This is a genomic window from Streptosporangium sp. G11 (genome assembly GCF_051192615.1).
Taxonomy (GTDB): Bacteria; Actinomycetota; Actinomycetes; order Streptosporangiales; family Streptosporangiaceae; genus Streptosporangium.
The window spans coordinates 14196-30952 of record NZ_JBPJUQ010000025.1; the positions used below are offsets into that span (position 1 = coordinate 14196).

13 protein-coding genes and 1 pseudogene are annotated in these 16757 nt (G+C 69.0%); 10 read left to right on the top strand and 4 right to left on the bottom strand.

Annotated elements, in window-relative coordinates; all coding sequences use genetic code 11:
- Positions 1–58 precede the first annotated feature (58 nt).
- The 5 genes from ACSDR0_RS23095 to ACSDR0_RS23115 all read left to right on the top strand — a co-directional run bounded on the left by ACSDR0_RS23095 (position 59) and on the right by ACSDR0_RS23115 (position 4084).
- A complete protein-coding gene (locus tag ACSDR0_RS23095) occupies positions 59–940 on the top strand; it encodes an SDR family NAD(P)-dependent oxidoreductase (RefSeq protein WP_435290950.1) in 882 nt (293 codons plus the stop codon).
- A 122-nt stretch (positions 941–1062) separates the two neighbouring features.
- On the top strand, positions 1063–1719 hold the full coding sequence (locus ACSDR0_RS23100; RefSeq protein ID WP_435290951.1) for a DUF4158 domain-containing protein: 657 nt from the start codon (positions 1063–1065) through the stop codon (positions 1717–1719).
- 59 nt (positions 1720–1778) lie between these two features.
- Positions 1779–3050, top strand: a complete 1272-nt coding sequence (locus tag ACSDR0_RS23105) for a serine hydrolase domain-containing protein (protein ID WP_435290952.1) — start codon at positions 1779–1781, stop codon at positions 3048–3050.
- Positions 3043–3219, top strand: a complete 177-nt coding sequence (locus ACSDR0_RS23110; protein WP_435290953.1) for a hypothetical protein — start codon at positions 3043–3045, stop codon at positions 3217–3219. The genes ACSDR0_RS23105 and ACSDR0_RS23110 overlap by 8 nt, the downstream gene beginning before the upstream one ends.
- 100 nt (positions 3220–3319) lie before the next feature.
- Positions 3320–4084: a MerR family transcriptional regulator gene (locus ACSDR0_RS23115; protein WP_435290954.1), complete on the top strand. Its 765-nt coding sequence runs from the start codon at positions 3320–3322 to the stop codon at positions 4082–4084.
- Positions 4085–5304: 1220 nt separating this feature from the next.
- Here ACSDR0_RS23115 and ACSDR0_RS23120 read toward each other — a convergent pair.
- Both ACSDR0_RS23120 and ACSDR0_RS23125 read right to left on the bottom strand, forming a co-directional pair.
- The gene (locus tag ACSDR0_RS23120; protein ID WP_435290955.1) at positions 5305–5574 is read right to left on the bottom strand and encodes a hypothetical protein; all 270 of its coding nucleotides are present in this window, start codon (positions 5572–5574) and stop codon (positions 5305–5307) included.
- An 82-nt stretch (positions 5575–5656) separates the two neighbouring features.
- Positions 5657–6766 (bottom strand): tyrosine-type recombinase/integrase, encoded by a 1110-nt coding sequence (locus ACSDR0_RS23125; protein ID WP_435290956.1) that lies wholly within the window; start codon positions 6764–6766, stop codon positions 5657–5659.
- A 555-nt stretch (positions 6767–7321) separates the two neighbouring features.
- Between ACSDR0_RS23125 and ACSDR0_RS23130 the strand changes: the two are divergent.
- The 3 genes and pseudogenes from ACSDR0_RS23130 to ACSDR0_RS23140 all read left to right on the top strand — a co-directional run.
- Positions 7322–10321: pseudogene (locus tag ACSDR0_RS23130) on the top strand (nSTAND1 domain-containing NTPase); the annotation flags it as partial.
- Between the two features lie 148 nt (positions 10322–10469).
- A complete protein-coding gene (locus ACSDR0_RS23135) occupies positions 10470–11222 on the top strand; it encodes a WD40 repeat domain-containing protein (RefSeq protein ID WP_435291032.1) in 753 nt (250 codons plus the stop codon).
- A gap of 298 nt (positions 11223–11520) precedes the next feature.
- On the top strand, positions 11521–11952 hold the full coding sequence (locus ACSDR0_RS23140) for an HIT family protein (RefSeq protein ID WP_435290957.1): 432 nt from the start codon (positions 11521–11523) through the stop codon (positions 11950–11952).
- A gap of 24 nt (positions 11953–11976) precedes the next feature.
- Here ACSDR0_RS23140 and ACSDR0_RS23145 read toward each other — a convergent pair whose 3' ends face one another.
- Positions 11977–12252 (bottom strand): isoamylase early set domain-containing protein, encoded by a 276-nt coding sequence (locus tag ACSDR0_RS23145; RefSeq protein WP_435290958.1) that lies wholly within the window; start codon positions 12250–12252, stop codon positions 11977–11979.
- A gap of 397 nt (positions 12253–12649) precedes the next feature.
- On the opposite strand from ACSDR0_RS23145, the gene ACSDR0_RS23150 reads away from it, so the two are divergent.
- Together ACSDR0_RS23150 and ACSDR0_RS23155 are read left to right on the top strand one after the other, a co-directional pair.
- Positions 12650–13717 (top strand): tyrosine-type recombinase/integrase, encoded by a 1068-nt coding sequence (locus ACSDR0_RS23150; RefSeq protein WP_435290959.1) that lies wholly within the window; start codon positions 12650–12652, stop codon positions 13715–13717.
- Between the two features lie 121 nt (positions 13718–13838).
- A complete protein-coding gene (locus ACSDR0_RS23155; protein ID WP_435290960.1) occupies positions 13839–14657 on the top strand; it encodes a MerR family transcriptional regulator in 819 nt (272 codons plus the stop codon).
- A 74-nt stretch (positions 14658–14731) separates the two neighbouring features.
- On the opposite strand, the gene ACSDR0_RS23160 is transcribed toward ACSDR0_RS23155, so the two are convergent.
- Entirely contained in the window at positions 14732–16657 is a 1926-nt protein-coding gene (locus ACSDR0_RS23160) for an ABC transporter ATP-binding protein (RefSeq protein WP_435290961.1), read from the bottom strand.
- Between the last annotated feature and the right edge of the window lie 100 nt (positions 16658–16757).

The window sequence follows — 16757 nt, forward strand, 5'->3', positions numbered from 1 at the left end:
CCTCATCGAAATGCTACCTTAATGAGGTACCTCACCATTATCGTGAAAAGGAGAACCCATGGACACCCGGCCCGTCATCGTCATGACCGGTGCGACGAACGGCCTGGGCCGCCTGGCCGCTCTCGACCTGGCCCGCACCGGCGCCCGCCTCGGCATCGTCGCCCGCAGCAGGAACAAAGCAGACGCGCTGCGCCAGGAGATCGAACAGGTCGCCCCACAGACCCCGGTCGATGTCTTCCTCGCCGACCTGTCCCTGCTCGCCGACGTCCGGCGCTCCGCGGAGCGGATCGACGCGCACTACCCGCGCATCGACGTACTGATCAACAACGCGGGTCTGCACGCCTTCTCCCAGCGGGTCACCTCCGAGGGATTCGCCGAGATGACCGCGGTCAACTACCTCGCCCCCTGGGTGCTCACCAACGCCCTGCGCGACAAGCTCACCGCCTCGGCCCCCGCCCGCATCGTCACGGTCGCCTCCCGGGCCTCACGCCGAATCCACACCATCGACCCGCTCAAGGACCTGACCGACACGGCGGACTTCACCCGCCGCGAGTCGAACCCGTTGTACGGCCGGACCAAACTGATGGACATCATGTTCACCCAGGAACTCGGTCGCCGGCTCGAGGGAACGGGCGTCGCGGTCACCTGCCTGTGCCCAGGCTTCAACACCACCGGGCTCGGGCGTGAACTCCCCCTAGCCCGAACCCTGGAGAAGATCCTCACCCGGCTGAACATCGGCAACCCCCGCCACGGCGCCGACATCATCGTGAAACTCGCGACCGACCCCGCCTTCGCCCACGTCACGGGAGGCTACTTCGCCGCCAAGACCGCCCAGCCGTTGGAGTGCCCCGAGATCGGCCGCGACGAGGCGACCCAACGCGCGCTGTGGCAGGCCACCACCGACCTCCTCCGCGACACCCACCGGCCCGACAGCACGTGAAACGCTCAGACCGTAGCCGATTCAACATGGGGTGCTGGTAAGAAACGTGTCATGAGCCCCAAACGGCGCTGATCGTGCTGTGGCTTGCCTGGTCAATGCTGGATGGTCATGAAACACCCCCGATGCACATCGATGAGCTGGCCGAGCACTGGACGATCCTGGACGAAGAGCGAGGCCTAGTCGCCGGAAAGCGCGACGCCACGCGACTTGGCTTCGCGATCTTGCTGAAGTTCTACACGCGGTACGGCCGGTTCCCGCGCGGCCGTTCAGAGCTGCCGGACGACATGATCGATCACGTGGCCAAGCAGGTCCAGGTTCCCGCGTCGGAGCTGGGCTTCTATGAGTGGTCCGGCTCCACGATCGAGTACCACCGCCATCAAATCCGCACGCACCTGGGTTTTCGCACCTGCACGACGGCGGACGCGACGAAGCCGGCGATGTGGCCGACCTGGAAGGTCGCACACGCGCAGCGGCGGCCTGACCGAGTTCGGGAGGAACTGCTCAGGCACCTGCGCGAGGAGCGGATCGAGCCGCCGACGCCCAGGCGGATCTCCCGGATCGTGGCCTCGGCCCCGCCACATCGAGCGCGGCTCCATGGTGGTGCACTCCCAGTAGAGGCGGTGCGCGCCCGCCCGGCAGGACGGCGCCGGGTTCCGGACGATCGACGTACGCAGACGAATCGAATCTGCCCTGTGGGCTTGACCTTGACGCTGCGTCAGCCCTCCATGCTTGGAACCACCTGGAGGGTCAGTGGATCAGTCCAAGGGGGAAAGGACTGACCAACGCCATCGACGGCGGTACCCGGGCGACAAACCGTAACGAGAGAATGGATATCCGAATGACAGCCGATCAGGGCCGCGACAACGCTTTCATGAGCGGTGGCGGTGACGATCTCGAACACGGTGTGGCGGAAGGCTGGGGAAAGCTCGCTGACGCGTTCCGCGCGAACTTCGAGGCCCCCGGCGAGGTCGGTGCGGCGTGCAGCGTCTACGTGGGCGGCCGCCCCGTCGCCAACCTGTGGGGCGGGCTCGCCGATCGCGAGGCGAACCGACCGTGGCGCAACGACACGATCGTCCACGTCGCATCCACGACGAAGGGCGCCACCGCGATCTGTGCCCATCTGCTGGCACAGCGCGGTGAGCTGGATCTGGACGCCCCGGTGGCCCAGTACTGGCCGGAGTTCGGCGCCAACGGCAAGGAACAGATCAAAGTGCGCTGGCTGCTGTCACACCAGGCCGGTCTCCCGCTCGTCGACGGACCGCTGACGTTCGAGCAGGCGTGCGCATGGCACCCGGTCATCCGCGCACTCGAGGCGCAGAAGCCGCTGTGGCAGCCGGGCACCGAGCACGTCTACCACGCCGTCACGTTCGGGTTCCTGGTCGGGGAGGTCGTGCGCCGGATCTGCGGCAAGTCCCTGGGCACGTTCTTCGCCGAGGAGGTGGCCGCCCCGCTCGGGCTGAGCGCCTGGATCGGGCTGCCCGAGGAACACGAGGAACGGGTGGCCCGGCTCCACTACGCCGCTCCGTTCAGCGTGGAGGAGCTGCTCGCCGGGATGATCGCGACGACCGGGCTCGATGCGGAGACGGTCACCGCATGGGTCGAATCGATGTGGAGTCCGGGCTCGATCCAGATGCGCGCCGGCGAGCTCGGCGGCGCCTTGGACAACGCGTCCGGGGAGTATGTGTTGACGCGTGCCTGGCGCGCGGCGGAGTTCCCGGCCGCGAACATGCTCGCGGACGCGCACTCGCTGGCGCGGATGTACGCCGCCACGGTCAGCGACGTCGACGGAGTGCGGCTGCTCGATCCGTCAACGGTCGAGAGGATGACAGCCGTCCAGACCGACAAGACGCGGATGTACGGACTGCCGCCGGGCCTGAACATCCCGGCCGACCGCTCCTTCTACATGTCGCTGGGGTTCTGGCGAGCATGCCCTCCGGCGCCGATGGTCGGGCCGGGGTCGTTCGGCCACCCGGGCTCCGGCGGATCGATCGCCCTCGGCGACCCCGATGCCGGTGTTGGCTTCGGCTACGTCACGAACCTCTGGAACTTCCGGCCCGACGACCCGCGGGCGTCGAACCTGGCCAAGGCCGTCCGGTCCTGCCTTGGTTGAGACAGCCCGCGTGTGGAACTCCGAGCTCTCCTACCCGCTCATCTTCCTGCCGTTCCTCAGCTCGGCCTTCGTGCCCACCGACACCATGCCCGGCCCGCTGCGCGTCTTCGCCGAGAACCAGCCGGTGGCCCCCATCGTCAACACGATCCGCGACCTGCTCACACAGTGACCGGTCGGCACCGACGTCTGGACCGCCATCTCCTACCGTTGCAGGCTCTCCTGAGCCGGCGTCGGCCGAGTCTGGGCGAGTTTGAGGGCAGGATCAGAGCATGCTGACGATTGGTCAACTGGCGGCTTATGCCGGCGTCACGGTGCGGGCGGTGCGGCACTATCACCAAATCGGACTCCTGCCCGAGCCGGAGCGGGACGCCTCGGGTTACCGGCGGTATGGCGCAACGGCGGTCGTGTCCCTCATCAAGATCTACACCCTCGCCGGCGCGGGCGTACCGCTGTCTCAGATCGGTCAGATGCTCGAAGCCGACGCGTCGACCTTTACCGAAGCGGTCCAAAGGATCGACGGTCACCTGCGCGAGGAGATCGAACGGCTTGAGGCCAGCCGCAAGCAGATCGCGCAGCTCGCTTCCGGGGACAGTCTGGCGCTCCCGCCGGAGGTGGTCGCCTTTCTCGATCGGCTTCGGGAGATCGGGGTGTCAGAGCGGGTGGTGGAGGGTGAGCGGGACGGGTGGATCCTGGTTGCGGCTCGCTGGCCCGATTACATCCGCGAGGTTATGCCCGGGAAATTCACGCAGCTCGATGACCCGCGAATCGTTCGCCTCTATCGGATCCTGTCGGAGCTGTTGGAAGGCGGCGCAGGCGACGACCCGCGTCTGGAGGAATCCGCCGACATCCTGGCCGGCCTGGCCGAGCAGGCATACACTTCCGGCGAGATGACGCACCATGATCTAGCGTTTGACCTTATCGACGCACTTGCCGCCGAGTCCGACCCGCGGTCGAAGCGGTTGCTGGATCTGATGCGCGAGCGTGGCTGGTCCGGTTGGACCCGGCCGGAGCGGCTGGCGGAGCCGCCCGGCTAAACCGGGCGTCGACCGGCGGCAGTGATCGGTGACCGGCCCGATATCTTCACGGTGTCTTGGGCCAGCAGCGCGGCCAGGTGGCTCTCCCACGCTTCGGCGAACGCGGTGGGCCTGCGCTGCTCGTTCTCGTGCGCCCTGTGCCCTTCGCCGGTACCGTCGGTAACCTTCCCGTTACGCCATGGGTCTCATCGCCACCCACCGGTCGCAGTCACCGTCGCCCGATGCCGGGTATCACGCCCGCGCCCCATCGGTGAGATCACCAACCGGGGGAGTGGTCCACCATCGGATCCAGAGCGGCTTGCCGGCCGTGAGGATCTTCAGCGGCACTGACCTGCCCACATTCGTCCACCAAGGCGAATATTTGCCCTGACGGCATGGGGGAGAGGCCACCTGGGCGCCGATTTCGTGAACGATGACAGCCGCTGCCATCAAACAGCGGAACCTCAGCCCCTTGATCATTTTGGACGGTCCGGCGGCTTGTGGATCTTGTTTGACGAAACGATCAAGCGGGGGTGATCATGCACGGAAAAGGGCTCCGGGCGCCATGGCGCACCCGGGAGAAAGCCGCACCGTTCTCCGCCTTCGCGCGGCGGGGAGCACCCTGCAGGCAAAAACCCGCACGGGCACACCGCACACCCCCTATCAGCACAAAACATCCTTAACCATACAGAAGCTCAATTCTGTATGGTTAAAGAACGCCCCATCTCAAGCCCGCAAAGCAGTGTTCTTGCCCTGTCTCGCGGAACGCGGCCCTCGTCTCATGTCCCGTCTCAGTGAATCTGCTCCGGCGAGGAGCCTGCGGCCCGGCCGTCTCGCTGAGCCTGCTCCATGAAGCGAGTTGTCTCACTTGATCTCATCCGGCGCGGACTCCGGCCGCGATACGCGACAGGACCGTTACGTGACGCAAGCGGTGGCGACATGAGCGATAGACTCCCCCGGCGCTAATGTCCGAATTTGAGATGTTTCGTGACCATCTGGCCGTTCTGCCGGTGCTCTTTCATCTGCTCCGGGGGCGACGGCCGGCGATGGCGAACTTTGGCCCCGAGTTGTTGGGGGGCGCGCAGCACGGTGCATGCCTGCGCTGGGAGCGTGACGTTGGACGAGAACGCGTCACGCGGGCTGCGGGATACAGACGCGGTGCGGCGAAGCCGAGGCGAGCAGATGGCGGTCCACTCGCCCGGTTCTTGCTGCGGGCTTGCCGGGTGGTCTGCCTGATGAGGTCATTCGGGAGGCCAGGTGGCGAGCGGGAGGCCAGGTGGCGAGAAGCACACATTGGCGCTCCTGCGGGTTCGCGACCTCGACCGGCTTCCGCTCGCTCCGGTGTAGGTGGTGTTCTTCATGTCCGGCTTGGCGGCGACCGCGTTCATCTTGCGGACGAAGGCCCGTTCCGAGTCGGCGTCCCAGCGGGCCGGCAGACGCGCGGCGTTGTTCCCCGAGGGGGGGCGGATACGTGAGCCGATCGCCGCGCCCACGCCTCGGCCATCGACCACACCATCGCCCTGCCGGGCCGCGACCGGTCGCGGCCCGAGATCGCCCACGCCGGAACAGGCGCCACTTTTCGCGATGGCGGGCTCACAGGCCGACGTTTCGCATGGCGTTGTCGCGCCAGCGGTCGACGGCGCGGATGTAGCGCAGCACGACCGGGGAGGCCGGAGCCCAGCGGCCGTGCTTGGCGATGACGGAGACCGGGACGCCCGCGGCGTAGGCGACGGTGGCGCCTCCGGCGCGCAGGCTGTGCGCGGTGAAGGTCTCGGCGCCGGCGACGGCGGCGCGGACGGCGAGGTCGCGGACGATGACGTTGACGGCATCGGCACCGAGGCGGGGTCCGAGGTTGCCGTGCCGGTCAATGCGACGCAGCAGTCGCCCGGAGGTCTGTCCTGTCTCGCTGAGTACAGCCATCCAGTCGGTCCAGACGGCGACGGGGTCGGTCAGGGGGTGGCTGCCACGGGGGATGGCGATGGTCTCGCCCCGGCTGTCCTTGTCGGTCTTGGAGGTGCGGATGGTGACCTCCAGCCCGTCGGGAACCTCGCGGACGTCGTCGCAGGTCAGGGCGACGAGTTCGGAGCGTCGGCCCATCAGGGCCAGGCCCAGCACCAGCAGGAGCCGGTCGCGCAGGCCGATGCGGGTGTTCAGGTCGCAGGCGCCGACCATGGCGCGCAGCGCGTCGATGCCCACGGGCGGGGCCTCGCGCTGGCCGCGGGCACCGGTCTCGGCGCGGGCGCGTTTGTAGGCGCGTAGCGCCAGGCGGGCGGCGTCGGTGGCGGGCTGGTTGTGGTGGCCGGCCAGGCGGTGCATGGTGCGCACGCAGGCGATGGCCTGCTCGATGCTGGCCGGGGCCCGCTCGGCGGCGCACAGCGTCTCGACGTACTCGGCCAGGGTGTGGCCGGTGGCGGGCAGCTCGACCCGGCCGCGCTCGGCGCACCAGGTGAAGAAAGCGGCCCATTGGCGTTCATAAGCGCGCCGCGTGTTGGGAGGGACGCCGTCGGCGATCCGAGCCCGAACCCGGTCGCTGAGCGCGTAGTCCGCCGCGGTGTGCCCTCCCGCACCGGCGGGCGCGACCGTCCCCTCCGGGCCCCACTCCCCCACCCGGACGATTCGCCCGGCGATCGGCTCCTCACGGTGCCCGTCATGTGTCACTCGGCGGCCTCCGGAGGCCTTGTTCGGGGGGTTATTCTGACCCATGATAAGTGATGTTATCGCGGGTCAGTATAAATCGTGCGGTATATCGCTATTCTCCCGCCAAGTGATCAATTTCCCTTTCAACCACCGAAAGCACGCACCTCCGAACGCGACACCCCGCAGGAAGTCCCGCACACCGAACACCAACAAACCAGCGCATCCCAACACCGTCGTAACAACCTCAAGACACCCAGACCCTGTCCACTCCCCCGCCGGCCATGACCGGTGTAGCGGTGCCAGGCTCGTCCGCGATAACAGACAGAGGCGGGTGCCTTCGCGGACCGACAGAGGAGACTGCGCATGGAATCGACCGCCGACGAGGCCGGCGACGAGGCCAGCGACTCCCAGACTCACGCGGCGCGGGCACGGATCGCCCTGGCGGTACGCCGAAGCGGGAACAGCCTGCTGAAGCGGTCCCCGCACGCGGTCATCGCGACATTGTGCGCCAGCGCCCTGATGCCACTCGCCCTCACCGGCACCGACGGCCTTGTCACCGCCGGAGCCCAAGTGCTCGCCGGTGTGGGCGGCAACGTGCTGGCCGATGTGATCATCAAGTCGATGGACGCGGTACGACGGCGAACCGCCGGCCGCCCACCCTCGCAAGAAGAGATCGAAGACGAGATCGGCGCCCGCCTCCTGCGAGCGCTGGAAGCCGACGACACCAACGCGCCGGACCTCCGCCAGGCTATCGCCGCAGTGCTGCACAAGATCGACGCGGCAGGAGCCGCCCTCGAAGCGGCGGTCATCAACAAAGACCAGCGACTACAGGCCCACCTCACGACCGTCTTCGCCGAGTTGAGCGGAAACTTCGCCGAGTTCCGCCAACTACTGATCGACCTGTCGGGCAAAGCCACACAACTACAGGAAACCCTGCACCGCCAAGCCGCCGAACAGTGGCACGACCGAGATCTCGCCCTCCAGCAGTCGGTACAGCTGACCCTCATACGCGAAGAGATCGCCGCCGTCCACCGGCGCACGGCCACCTCACCACGAGCAAACATCGACAACCCCAAATGGCTGGACGAAGCACCGTACCGAGGACTGTGGCCATTCGAGCGCAACCACTCCCCCATCTTCTACGGCCGCGAACGCGCCACCGCCACACTGCTGGGCAAACTCGCCGAACGACTGCCCACACCAGGGATGGCCATGATGACGGGCGCCTCCGGCGCGGGCAAGTCCTCACTGCTACGCGCAGGACTGCTGCCGGCGCTGACCCGCGGCCTGCTACCCGGCGCCCCAGATTGCGGGCACTGGCCACAGGTGGTGATGACACCGACCTCACGCCCGCTCGACACACTGGCAGTCCGGCTGAGCACCCTGGGCAGACTCGAACCAAGTGCGGTACGCCGATCACTTCAAGCCAATCCACAAGACGCGCACCTGACCGTGCAGCACGCCGTACTCGCCAACGCCGATCAGCCCGAAACCGGCCGGCTTGTACTGGTCGTCGACCAATTCGAAGAAGTCTTCCTCCTGGCCGAAAGCAAGGACCGAGAAGCGTTCCTCACCGCACTCGTCGCAGCCGCGGCCACGCCGGCACTGGTCATCCTGGCCGTACGCGGCGACTTCGCCGCCACCTGCGCCGCCCACCCCCTACTGGCCAAACCACTACAGGACGGGCAATTCATACTCGGCCCGATGACCGAATCCGACCTACGCCGCACCATCACCGGACCCGCGGCAGCAGCCGACCTGGAACTGGAACCCGGCCTGGTCGAAAGCGTACTGAGCGACCTGCGCTCACACGCCGACGAAGGCGGCTACGGCAGCGGCGCGCTACCACTGCTGTCACAGGCGATGCTGCTCACCTGGGAGAAACGACAGGGCCGCACACTGACGAACCGCGCCTACGGCCTGATGGGCGGCATCACACATGCGGTGGAATCCGCCGCGGACGAGGTTTACGACACCCTGCCCACCGAGCGGCAGCGCCTCACCCGCGAGGTCTTCCTGAACCTGGCCGACATCGGGCCCGACGGACGGCCGACACGCCGCCGACTGGCGCGAAGCGAACTGCTCGCCGGACACCCGGCCGATCGAAGCACCGACATCGAGGCGGTGCTGAAGGCGTTCACCGACCGGCGGCTACTCGTACTCGGCGGCGACGGCGGCACCCACGGCACCGTCGAGATCGCCCACGATGCGATGCTGCACGCGTGGCCCAAGCTGAGCAACTGGCTCGCCGACGGCCACAGCGACCACATCGCCTTCCGGCAGTTCCTGAACAGTGCCGCGGACTGGCAGGACAAAAACCGAGATCCGGCGTTCCTCCACCGAGGCAGCCGCCTGTCAGAACTACAGGAAGCGTTCCCCCGATGGAACACCGACCCCCTACGCGGCCCCGCACTGACCAGCGTGCACCACGAGTTCCTGCACGCCGGCCACCGGGCGGCCACGCGAGTCACGCGCACCCGCCACACCGTCATCGCCGCACTCGCGACCCTGCTGGTGACAGCCCTGACAGGCGCCGCAATCGCGTTGGACCGCGCCACCGAGGCGAACGCCCAGGAGAACGCCGCACGCTCGCGCGAGCTCGCCGGGCGCAGCGTGGACGTGAGCGAATCCGATCCGGCGCTGTCACGCCTACTGGCGGCCGCCGCACGAAAAATGAACGACACTCCCGAAGCCAGGGCTGCCATGACCGCCACACTCCTCAACCCGGCCCGAGCCGTGTTCACCGGGCACATCGCCGACGTCGAGGAGGTGGCCTTCAGCCCCGACGGCAAGACCCTGGCCTCAGCCGGACACGACAACACCGTGCGGCTGTGGAACATCACCACGGGCCGACCGATCGCACGCTTCACGATCGCACCGGACGAACGAGCACGAGCAGTGGCCTTCAGCCCCGACGGCAGACTCCTGTTCGGCGCGAGCGGCACAGAAGACTCCGACAGGGGCGCGATACACGTATGGGACGTCGCCGCTCGACGCCCCGCCGGCGACCCGCTCACCATCGCAGGCGTCCTTGACGAAGAGACCGTGCGCTTCAACGCCCTGGCGCTCAGCCCCGACGGCGAGACCCTGGCCGGCGCGGGAGACGACGGCATCCTGTACCTCTGGCATGTCGCCACCCGGCGGCGCATCGCCCAGATCACCGCCGACCAGGCCGAGGACATGGCCTTCAGCCCGGACGGACGCGCACTGGCCACCGCCGGTACGGACGGGACCGTGCTGTTCTGGGACGTGACCCGGCACCGCGAGATCACGCCCCGCCCGGCCACCCGCAAGGGCAACATCGTGACGTGGAAGGTGGCCTACACCCCAGACGGCACGAAACTGCTGAGCGCGGACAGCGACGGAACCGTGCGCTGGTGGGACACCACCACCCATCGCCAGCTAGGCACCCCCCTTCAAGGCCCCGGCACCGCGCTGGCCGTCAGCCCTGACGGCACCACGATGGCCACCGACGGCGGCGCAGGCACGATCGTCCTGTACGACCTCCCCACCCGCCGGCAAATCGGGGCTCCCCTCGTCGGCCACACCGGCACGCCGCTGGACGTGGCCTTCTCCCCGGACGGAACGACGTTGGCCAGCGCCGGCGCCGACGGGACCGTCCGCGTCTGGAACCTCATCCACGGCCGGCAAACCGGCCGCCCCATCACCCGGCCCGGCACCGGCGACATCTACGACGCAGCCATCACCCCCGACGGCCACACGCTCGCCACCTCCAACGGTCACCACCCAGCGGCAGATCGGGCCGCCCCTGCGCGGCCACACCGAGGACAACGGCAGCAGCTGGGTGCGCGGCCTCGCCTTCACCCCGGACGGGACGATGCTCGCCAGCACCGGCGCGGACGGCACGTTACGGTTCTGGGATGTGGGCACCCGCCGGCAGATCGGCCTGCCGGTGACGGGTGTCCACGGTTCCACGCTCGCTTTCGCCCCCGACGGCGCCACCCTCGCGGCGGGCATGGACGACGGGACCGTCCGGCAATGGGATCGACGCACGCGCCGCGAGAAAACCCCCCCGATGCGCGGCCACATCGACGCCGTCACACACCTCGCGTTCACCATGGACGGTTCGGTCCTGGCCAGCGCGAGCAACGACCGCACGATCCGGCTGTGGGACCTGCGCACAGGCCGGCAGAAGGACCAGCCGCTGGTGGGCCACACCCACGCGGTATGGACGGTGTCCTTCAGTCCCGACGGCCGGCTCCTCGCGAGCGCCGGCCGCGACAGCACGATCCGGCTGTGGGACGTCGCCACCAGACGGCAGCTCGGCCGTCCACTGACAGGGCACGACCAGGACGCCTCCGGGATCGCCTTCACCCCCGACGGCCGCACCCTCGTCAGCACCGGATACGACGCCACCATCCGGCTGTGGGACGTGAACCTGCCCCCCGACCTGGAGGCCGGCGTATGCGCCCTGGCCCAGCGGGCAATCACGCGCGAGGAGTGGAACCTCTACGTGCCAGGCGAGCCGTATGAACCGATCTGCGCACCATCCGTGCCCTGAACTCGTCGTGCACCTCGACCGACCTCAATCGCCGCCCCCGACGCCAGGCGCCACGACCCCTGAATGGCTGCGGCCCTCTTGTTTGTTGAGGTCTGTCTTTAGTCCATTGTAAATGATCTTGGAGTCCAGCCATCACCTTTACAATGTAGATTTATTGGATGAGTTCAACCAAGCCGAAGGCAGGAGCATGAGGTTGAATCCCTCCGGTGGTGAGCCACTCCCCCAGCGGAAAGAATCGTTTGATCTGGCTAGTTATGTCCAGCGTGTCAGGTTTGGCCCCTGTTTCGTCTGCGCTGTCGTGGCGGGTGTCCCCGGATACGACCTCGAGCGGATCGTCTTCGAGGACGAGCACCACGTCGCCTTCCTGGACCGCTACCCCACGATGTTCGGCAAGGTGCTGGTGGCGCCCAAGGCCCACGTCGAGCACGTGGTGCGGGACCTGGACGAGGAGGCCTACCTGCGGCTGATGCGGACGGTTCGCCGGGTCGCTCTGGCGGTCGAGGCCGTTGTCCCCTGCGAGCGCACCTATCTGTTGTCGCTGGGCAGCCGGCAGGGCAACGCCCACCTGCACTGGCACATCGCCCCGTTGCCCGCGGGCACTCCCTACGAGCACCAGCAGTATCACGCGCTGATGACCGAGAACGGGGTGATCCCCTGGTCTGTGCGGCAGGCTCTCGACCTCGCCGGCCGTCTGCGGGCGGCCTTGGCCGAGATCGGCGAGGGCGGGTGAGGGGGTTTCACCTGGTCGCCGGGTTCACAGGTGCATGACGCTGCTGTGGTGGTCGATGTGGTCGGCGGTGTCGTCGTCGAACCAGAGGCCGCCGGTGGCCAGATAGCGGAATCGGTGGATTCCGGGGGGCAGGATGACCGAGACGGTGCGGGTGCCGTTGCGGCGGCGGCGCATCTCGTGGAGGCCGGGCCTCCAGTCGTTGAAGTCGCCGACGACGCTGACGGTGCCGGTGGGGTGGTCGGCGGGCAGGGCGAAGGTGACGCGGGTTTTGCGGCCGAACAGCTGGGTGCGCCTGAGCATGTACGTCCTTTCCGGGGCTTGCCGGGGGCGGGGAACGAGGTCAGCTTCCCGGTTGGCGCGGTGGTTCGGTAGGGGGGTGTGCAGGCCGTAACACACTGTTCACGCTGGTTTCGTGTTGTTTGCGGTCTGGGACATTCGCGGGGATTTATGCTTCCAGCCGGGACGGGGCGGCGGGACTTTTCCGGTGGCCCCTGCGGGTGCGGGCGTTCGTCTACCGTGGGGGGATGAACATGATCGGTACTGCGCGGGGCGGGCCACTCCCCCGCGGTCGTGGCCGGCCACGGCGTCCGGGTGGGTGACGGCGGTGGCGGTGTTTCGGCGGGTGGGAATGTGGCACTGGTGCGAGGTGAGCGGCCGTTGACGGCCGCCCGGATGCGGGAGGGGTGTCGCCGGGATCATGCGGCCAGCTGATCTGAATCGTCTCAGCGTGGGCGAGTCGGCCGATCGTTACGTGGAGCTGGTGCGGGCCAAGACCCTGACCGGTGCGCTGTCGATGTCGACGGCGGAGGTGTACGCGCGCGATGTGGCCACCTTCGTGGATCTGGCGGGCGAGGAGGTGGTCCTGGACGATCTGACCGGGGAGGATGTGGACGCCGTCCTGCTGGCCTTCGCCCGCAAGCCCGACGGGCGGCGGCGCTCGCAGCCCGACGACAGGGCGGGCGCGTTGCAGTCGGCCTCCTCCCAGGCGCGGTTTCGGCGGTCGATCTCGGCGTTGTTCAAGCACGCGGTGCTGGCGGGGTGGGTGCAGGTCAATCCGATGGCGATGGCGACGGTGACGGCCAGGGAGCGCGGGGGGTTGCGGCCGGAGCGGCGGGCGCTGACGCGTGAGCAGGCGCGGGGGCTGATCGGTGCGGCGCGTGAGCTGGGTGGCGGGCCGGACGGTGGTGCGGCGGTGGCCGAGGCGCCTGTGGCGGGTGCGGGGCGGGCGCGCCGGCGTGACCAGCACACCGAGCTGCGTGACGGGCTGATCGTGTTGATGTTGTCGACGATGGGGCCGCGGGTGTCGGAGCTGGTCCGGGCCAATGTGGAGGATTTCTACACCAACGACGGGGTGCGGTACTGGCGGATCTTCGGTAAGGGTGGCAAGACGCGGGACGTGCCGCTGCCCGGGGATGTCGCGCTGGTGCTGGAGGCCTATCTGCTGCACGGGCGGACGGCCTCCACCGACAAGGCGTTGCTGCTGTCGTGGCGGGGGCGGCGTCTGGCGCGGGGGGATGTGCAGGCGGTGATCGACCGGGTGCAGCGCAAGGTGGATCCCGATCGTCGCCGTTCGGTGACGCCGCACGGGTTGCGGCACACCACGGCCACCCATCTGCTGGCCGATGCGGTGGACATGGACGCGGTGCGGCGGGTGCTGGGGCACAGCGACCTGGCGACGCTGGGCCGCTACCGTGATGAGCTGCCCGGGGAGCTGGAGGTGGCGATGCGGTCGCATCCGTTGCTGCGGGGTCCCGCGTCGGGCTGAGTGCCGGCTCCCCCGCTCCCCCGGTGGCCCCTCTGACCCTGCCATGACGGCGCACCCCCAAGCACCCTCAAGCATCCCCGAAACCCGGCGGGCGGACGTGAGGGCTTGACCCTGCCGTAACGTGAGGGTGCAGGCTGGCACGGTGAACGAGGGGACCACCATGAGGTACGCGGCGGACTACGCCGTCGGGCAGGTGGCGCGTATCGCCGGGGTCAGCGTGCGCGCGCTGCACCACTACGACGAGATCGGGCTGGTCTCGCCGGGGCGGCGCACCGCGGCGGGATACCGCCGCTATACCGAGGCCGACCTGCAGCGCCTGCAGCACGTGCTGTTCTATCGCGAGCTCGGTTTCGCGCTGGAGGAGATCACCGCCATCCTCGACGACCCCGCGACCGACACCCTGACGCATCTGCGGCGCCAGCACGAACTCCTCACCCGGCGCATCGGCCGGTTGCAGGTGATGGCGGCCGCGGTCGAGCACGCCATGGAGGCGAACATCTTGAACATCTCCCTGACCCCCCAGGAACGTTTTGAGATCTTCGGGGACTTCGTTCCCGAGGACCACGACGAGGAGGCGCGCCGGCGCTGGGGGCACACCGACGCCTGGCGGCAGTCGCGTGCCCGGACGGCCGCGATGACCAAGGCCGACTGGACGCACTTCACCGAGGAGGCCGCCCAGACGGTGCGCGACTTCGCGGAGGCCTACCTCGCGGGGCTGCCGGCCGATGGGCAGCGGGCGATGGAGCTGGCCGAACACCACCGGGCGCACATCACCCGCTGGTGTTATGACTGTTCCTACGACATCCATCGTGGCCTGGGCGACATGTATGTCGCCGACCCGCGTTTCGCCGCCGTTTACGAGGCCGCGGCCACCGGCCTGACCGCCTACATCCGCGACGCCATCCACGCCAACGCCGACCGCGCCGGGCATTCCGCCTGACCCTTGGCCCCGCTCCCCCGGCACCGGTGGCGCGGGCGAAGAGGGCCGGGGGCTCGGTGGCGGCGTTCGGATGTTCAGCGGGCGGCCACGGCGGTGCCGGCGATCTCCTTGCCCTCCTCAAGGGTGGCCGGTGCGGTGGCCTGCCGGTCGAACTGGGTGCGGTGCAGCTGCGCGTAGCGGCCTTCGGCGGCCAGCAGCTCGGCGTGCGTGCCCCGCTCGACGATCCGCCCGTCCTCGACCACCAGGATCAGGTCGGCGGCGCGGATGGTCGACAACCGGTGGGCGATGACCAGCGCGGTCCGCCCGGCCAGCGCCTCCCCCAGTGCCTCCTGGACCGCGGCCTCGGAGGTGGAGTCCAGGTGCGCGGTGGCCTCGTCCAGTACCACCAGGCGGGGGCGGGCCAGCAGCAGCCGGGCGATGGTCAGCCGCTGGCGCTCCCCGCCCGAGAGCCGGTAGCCGCGCTCGCCGACCACGGTGTCCAGCCCGTCGGGCAGCGCCGCGACCAGGTCGGCCAGCCGGGCGCGCCGCAATACCTGCCACAGCTCCTCGGTTTCGGCCTCGGGGCGGGCCAGCAGCAGGTTGGCGCGGATCGAGTCGTGAAACAGGTGCCCGTCCTGGGTCACCACGCCCAGCGTCTGGCGGATCGAGGTGGCCGACAGCTCGCGGACGTCGACCCCCGACAGGCGTACCGCGCCGCTGTCGACGTCGTACAGGCGTGCCACCAGCTGCGCGATCGTCGACTTGCCCGCCCCCGAGGAGCCCACCAGTGCGATCATCTGGCCGGCCTCGGCGCGGAAGGACACCTCGTGCAGCACCGTCGCACCGCCGCGCGCGTCCAGGGTGGCGACCTCCTCCAGGGAGGCCAGTGACACCTTGTCGGCCGAGGGGTAGGCGAAGCCGACGTGGTCGAACTCCACCGTCACCGGCCCCTCGGGCACCGTCCGGGCGTCGGCCCTGTCGGTGATCAGCGGTCGCAGGTCGAGGATCTCGAAGACCCGCTCGAAGCTGACCAGGGCGCTCATCACCTCCACCCGCGCCCCGGCCAGTGCTGTCAGCGGCGCGTACAGGCGGGTCAGCAGCAGTGCCAGTGCCACCAGTGCGCCCGGCTCCAGCTGCCCGTTCAGCGCGTAGAAGCCGCCGACCCCGTACACCAGGGCCAGTGCCAGCGCCGAGACCAGGGTGAGGGCGGTGACGAACACCGACTGCACCATCGCGGTGCGGACCCCGATGTCGCGTACCCGCTGCGCCCGCGCCAGGAACTCGGCCGACTCCTGGGCGGGGCGGCCGAACAGCTTGACGAGGGTGGCGCCGGGGGCGGAGAAACGTTCGGTCATCTGGGTGCTCATCGCCGCGTTGTGGTCGGCGGCCTCGCGTTCCATCCGGGCCAGGCGGGCGCCGATCCGCCGGGCGGGCAGGACGAACACCGGTAGCAGCACCAGTGCCAGCGCGGTCAGCTGCCAGGAGATGCCGATCATCACCACGAGGGTCAGGGTGAGCGTCACCAGGTTGCCGGCCACCCCTGAGAGGGTGTCGCTGAAGGCGCGCTGGGCGCCGATGACGTCGTTGTTCAACCGGCTGACCAGCGCGCCGGTACGGGTGCGGGTGAAGAAGGCGATCGGCATGCGCTGCACGTGGTCGAAGACGGCGCCGCGCAACCGCAGGATCAGTCCTTCGCCGATGCTCGCCGACATCCAGCGCGTCAGCAGGCCCAGTGCCGCCTCGGCCAGTGCGATCACCGCGATCAGCGCGGCCAGCCTGACCACGACGCCTACCGCGGCGCCGCCGATGATCGCGTCGACCACCTGCCCGGCCAGTACGGGGGTGGCCACCGCCAGTACCGCCGACACCACGCTCAGCACCAGGAACCACACCAGCAGGGTGCGGTGCGGGCGGGCGAAGGCGGCGATGCGCCGCAGCGCGGCCGCCGAGAAGGGCCTTCGGTCGTCTCGGGCGTGCATCGCGTTGTACAGCGAATGCCAGGCCGCCATTTCCATGCTCATCACGCGTCACCACGTTTCCTGTGCTCGTTATGCGGGGGGGGCGCCGACGGCCGTTCAGGGCCCGGCGGTATCCGGGGTGAGGGGGTGGCGGCGCCACGCC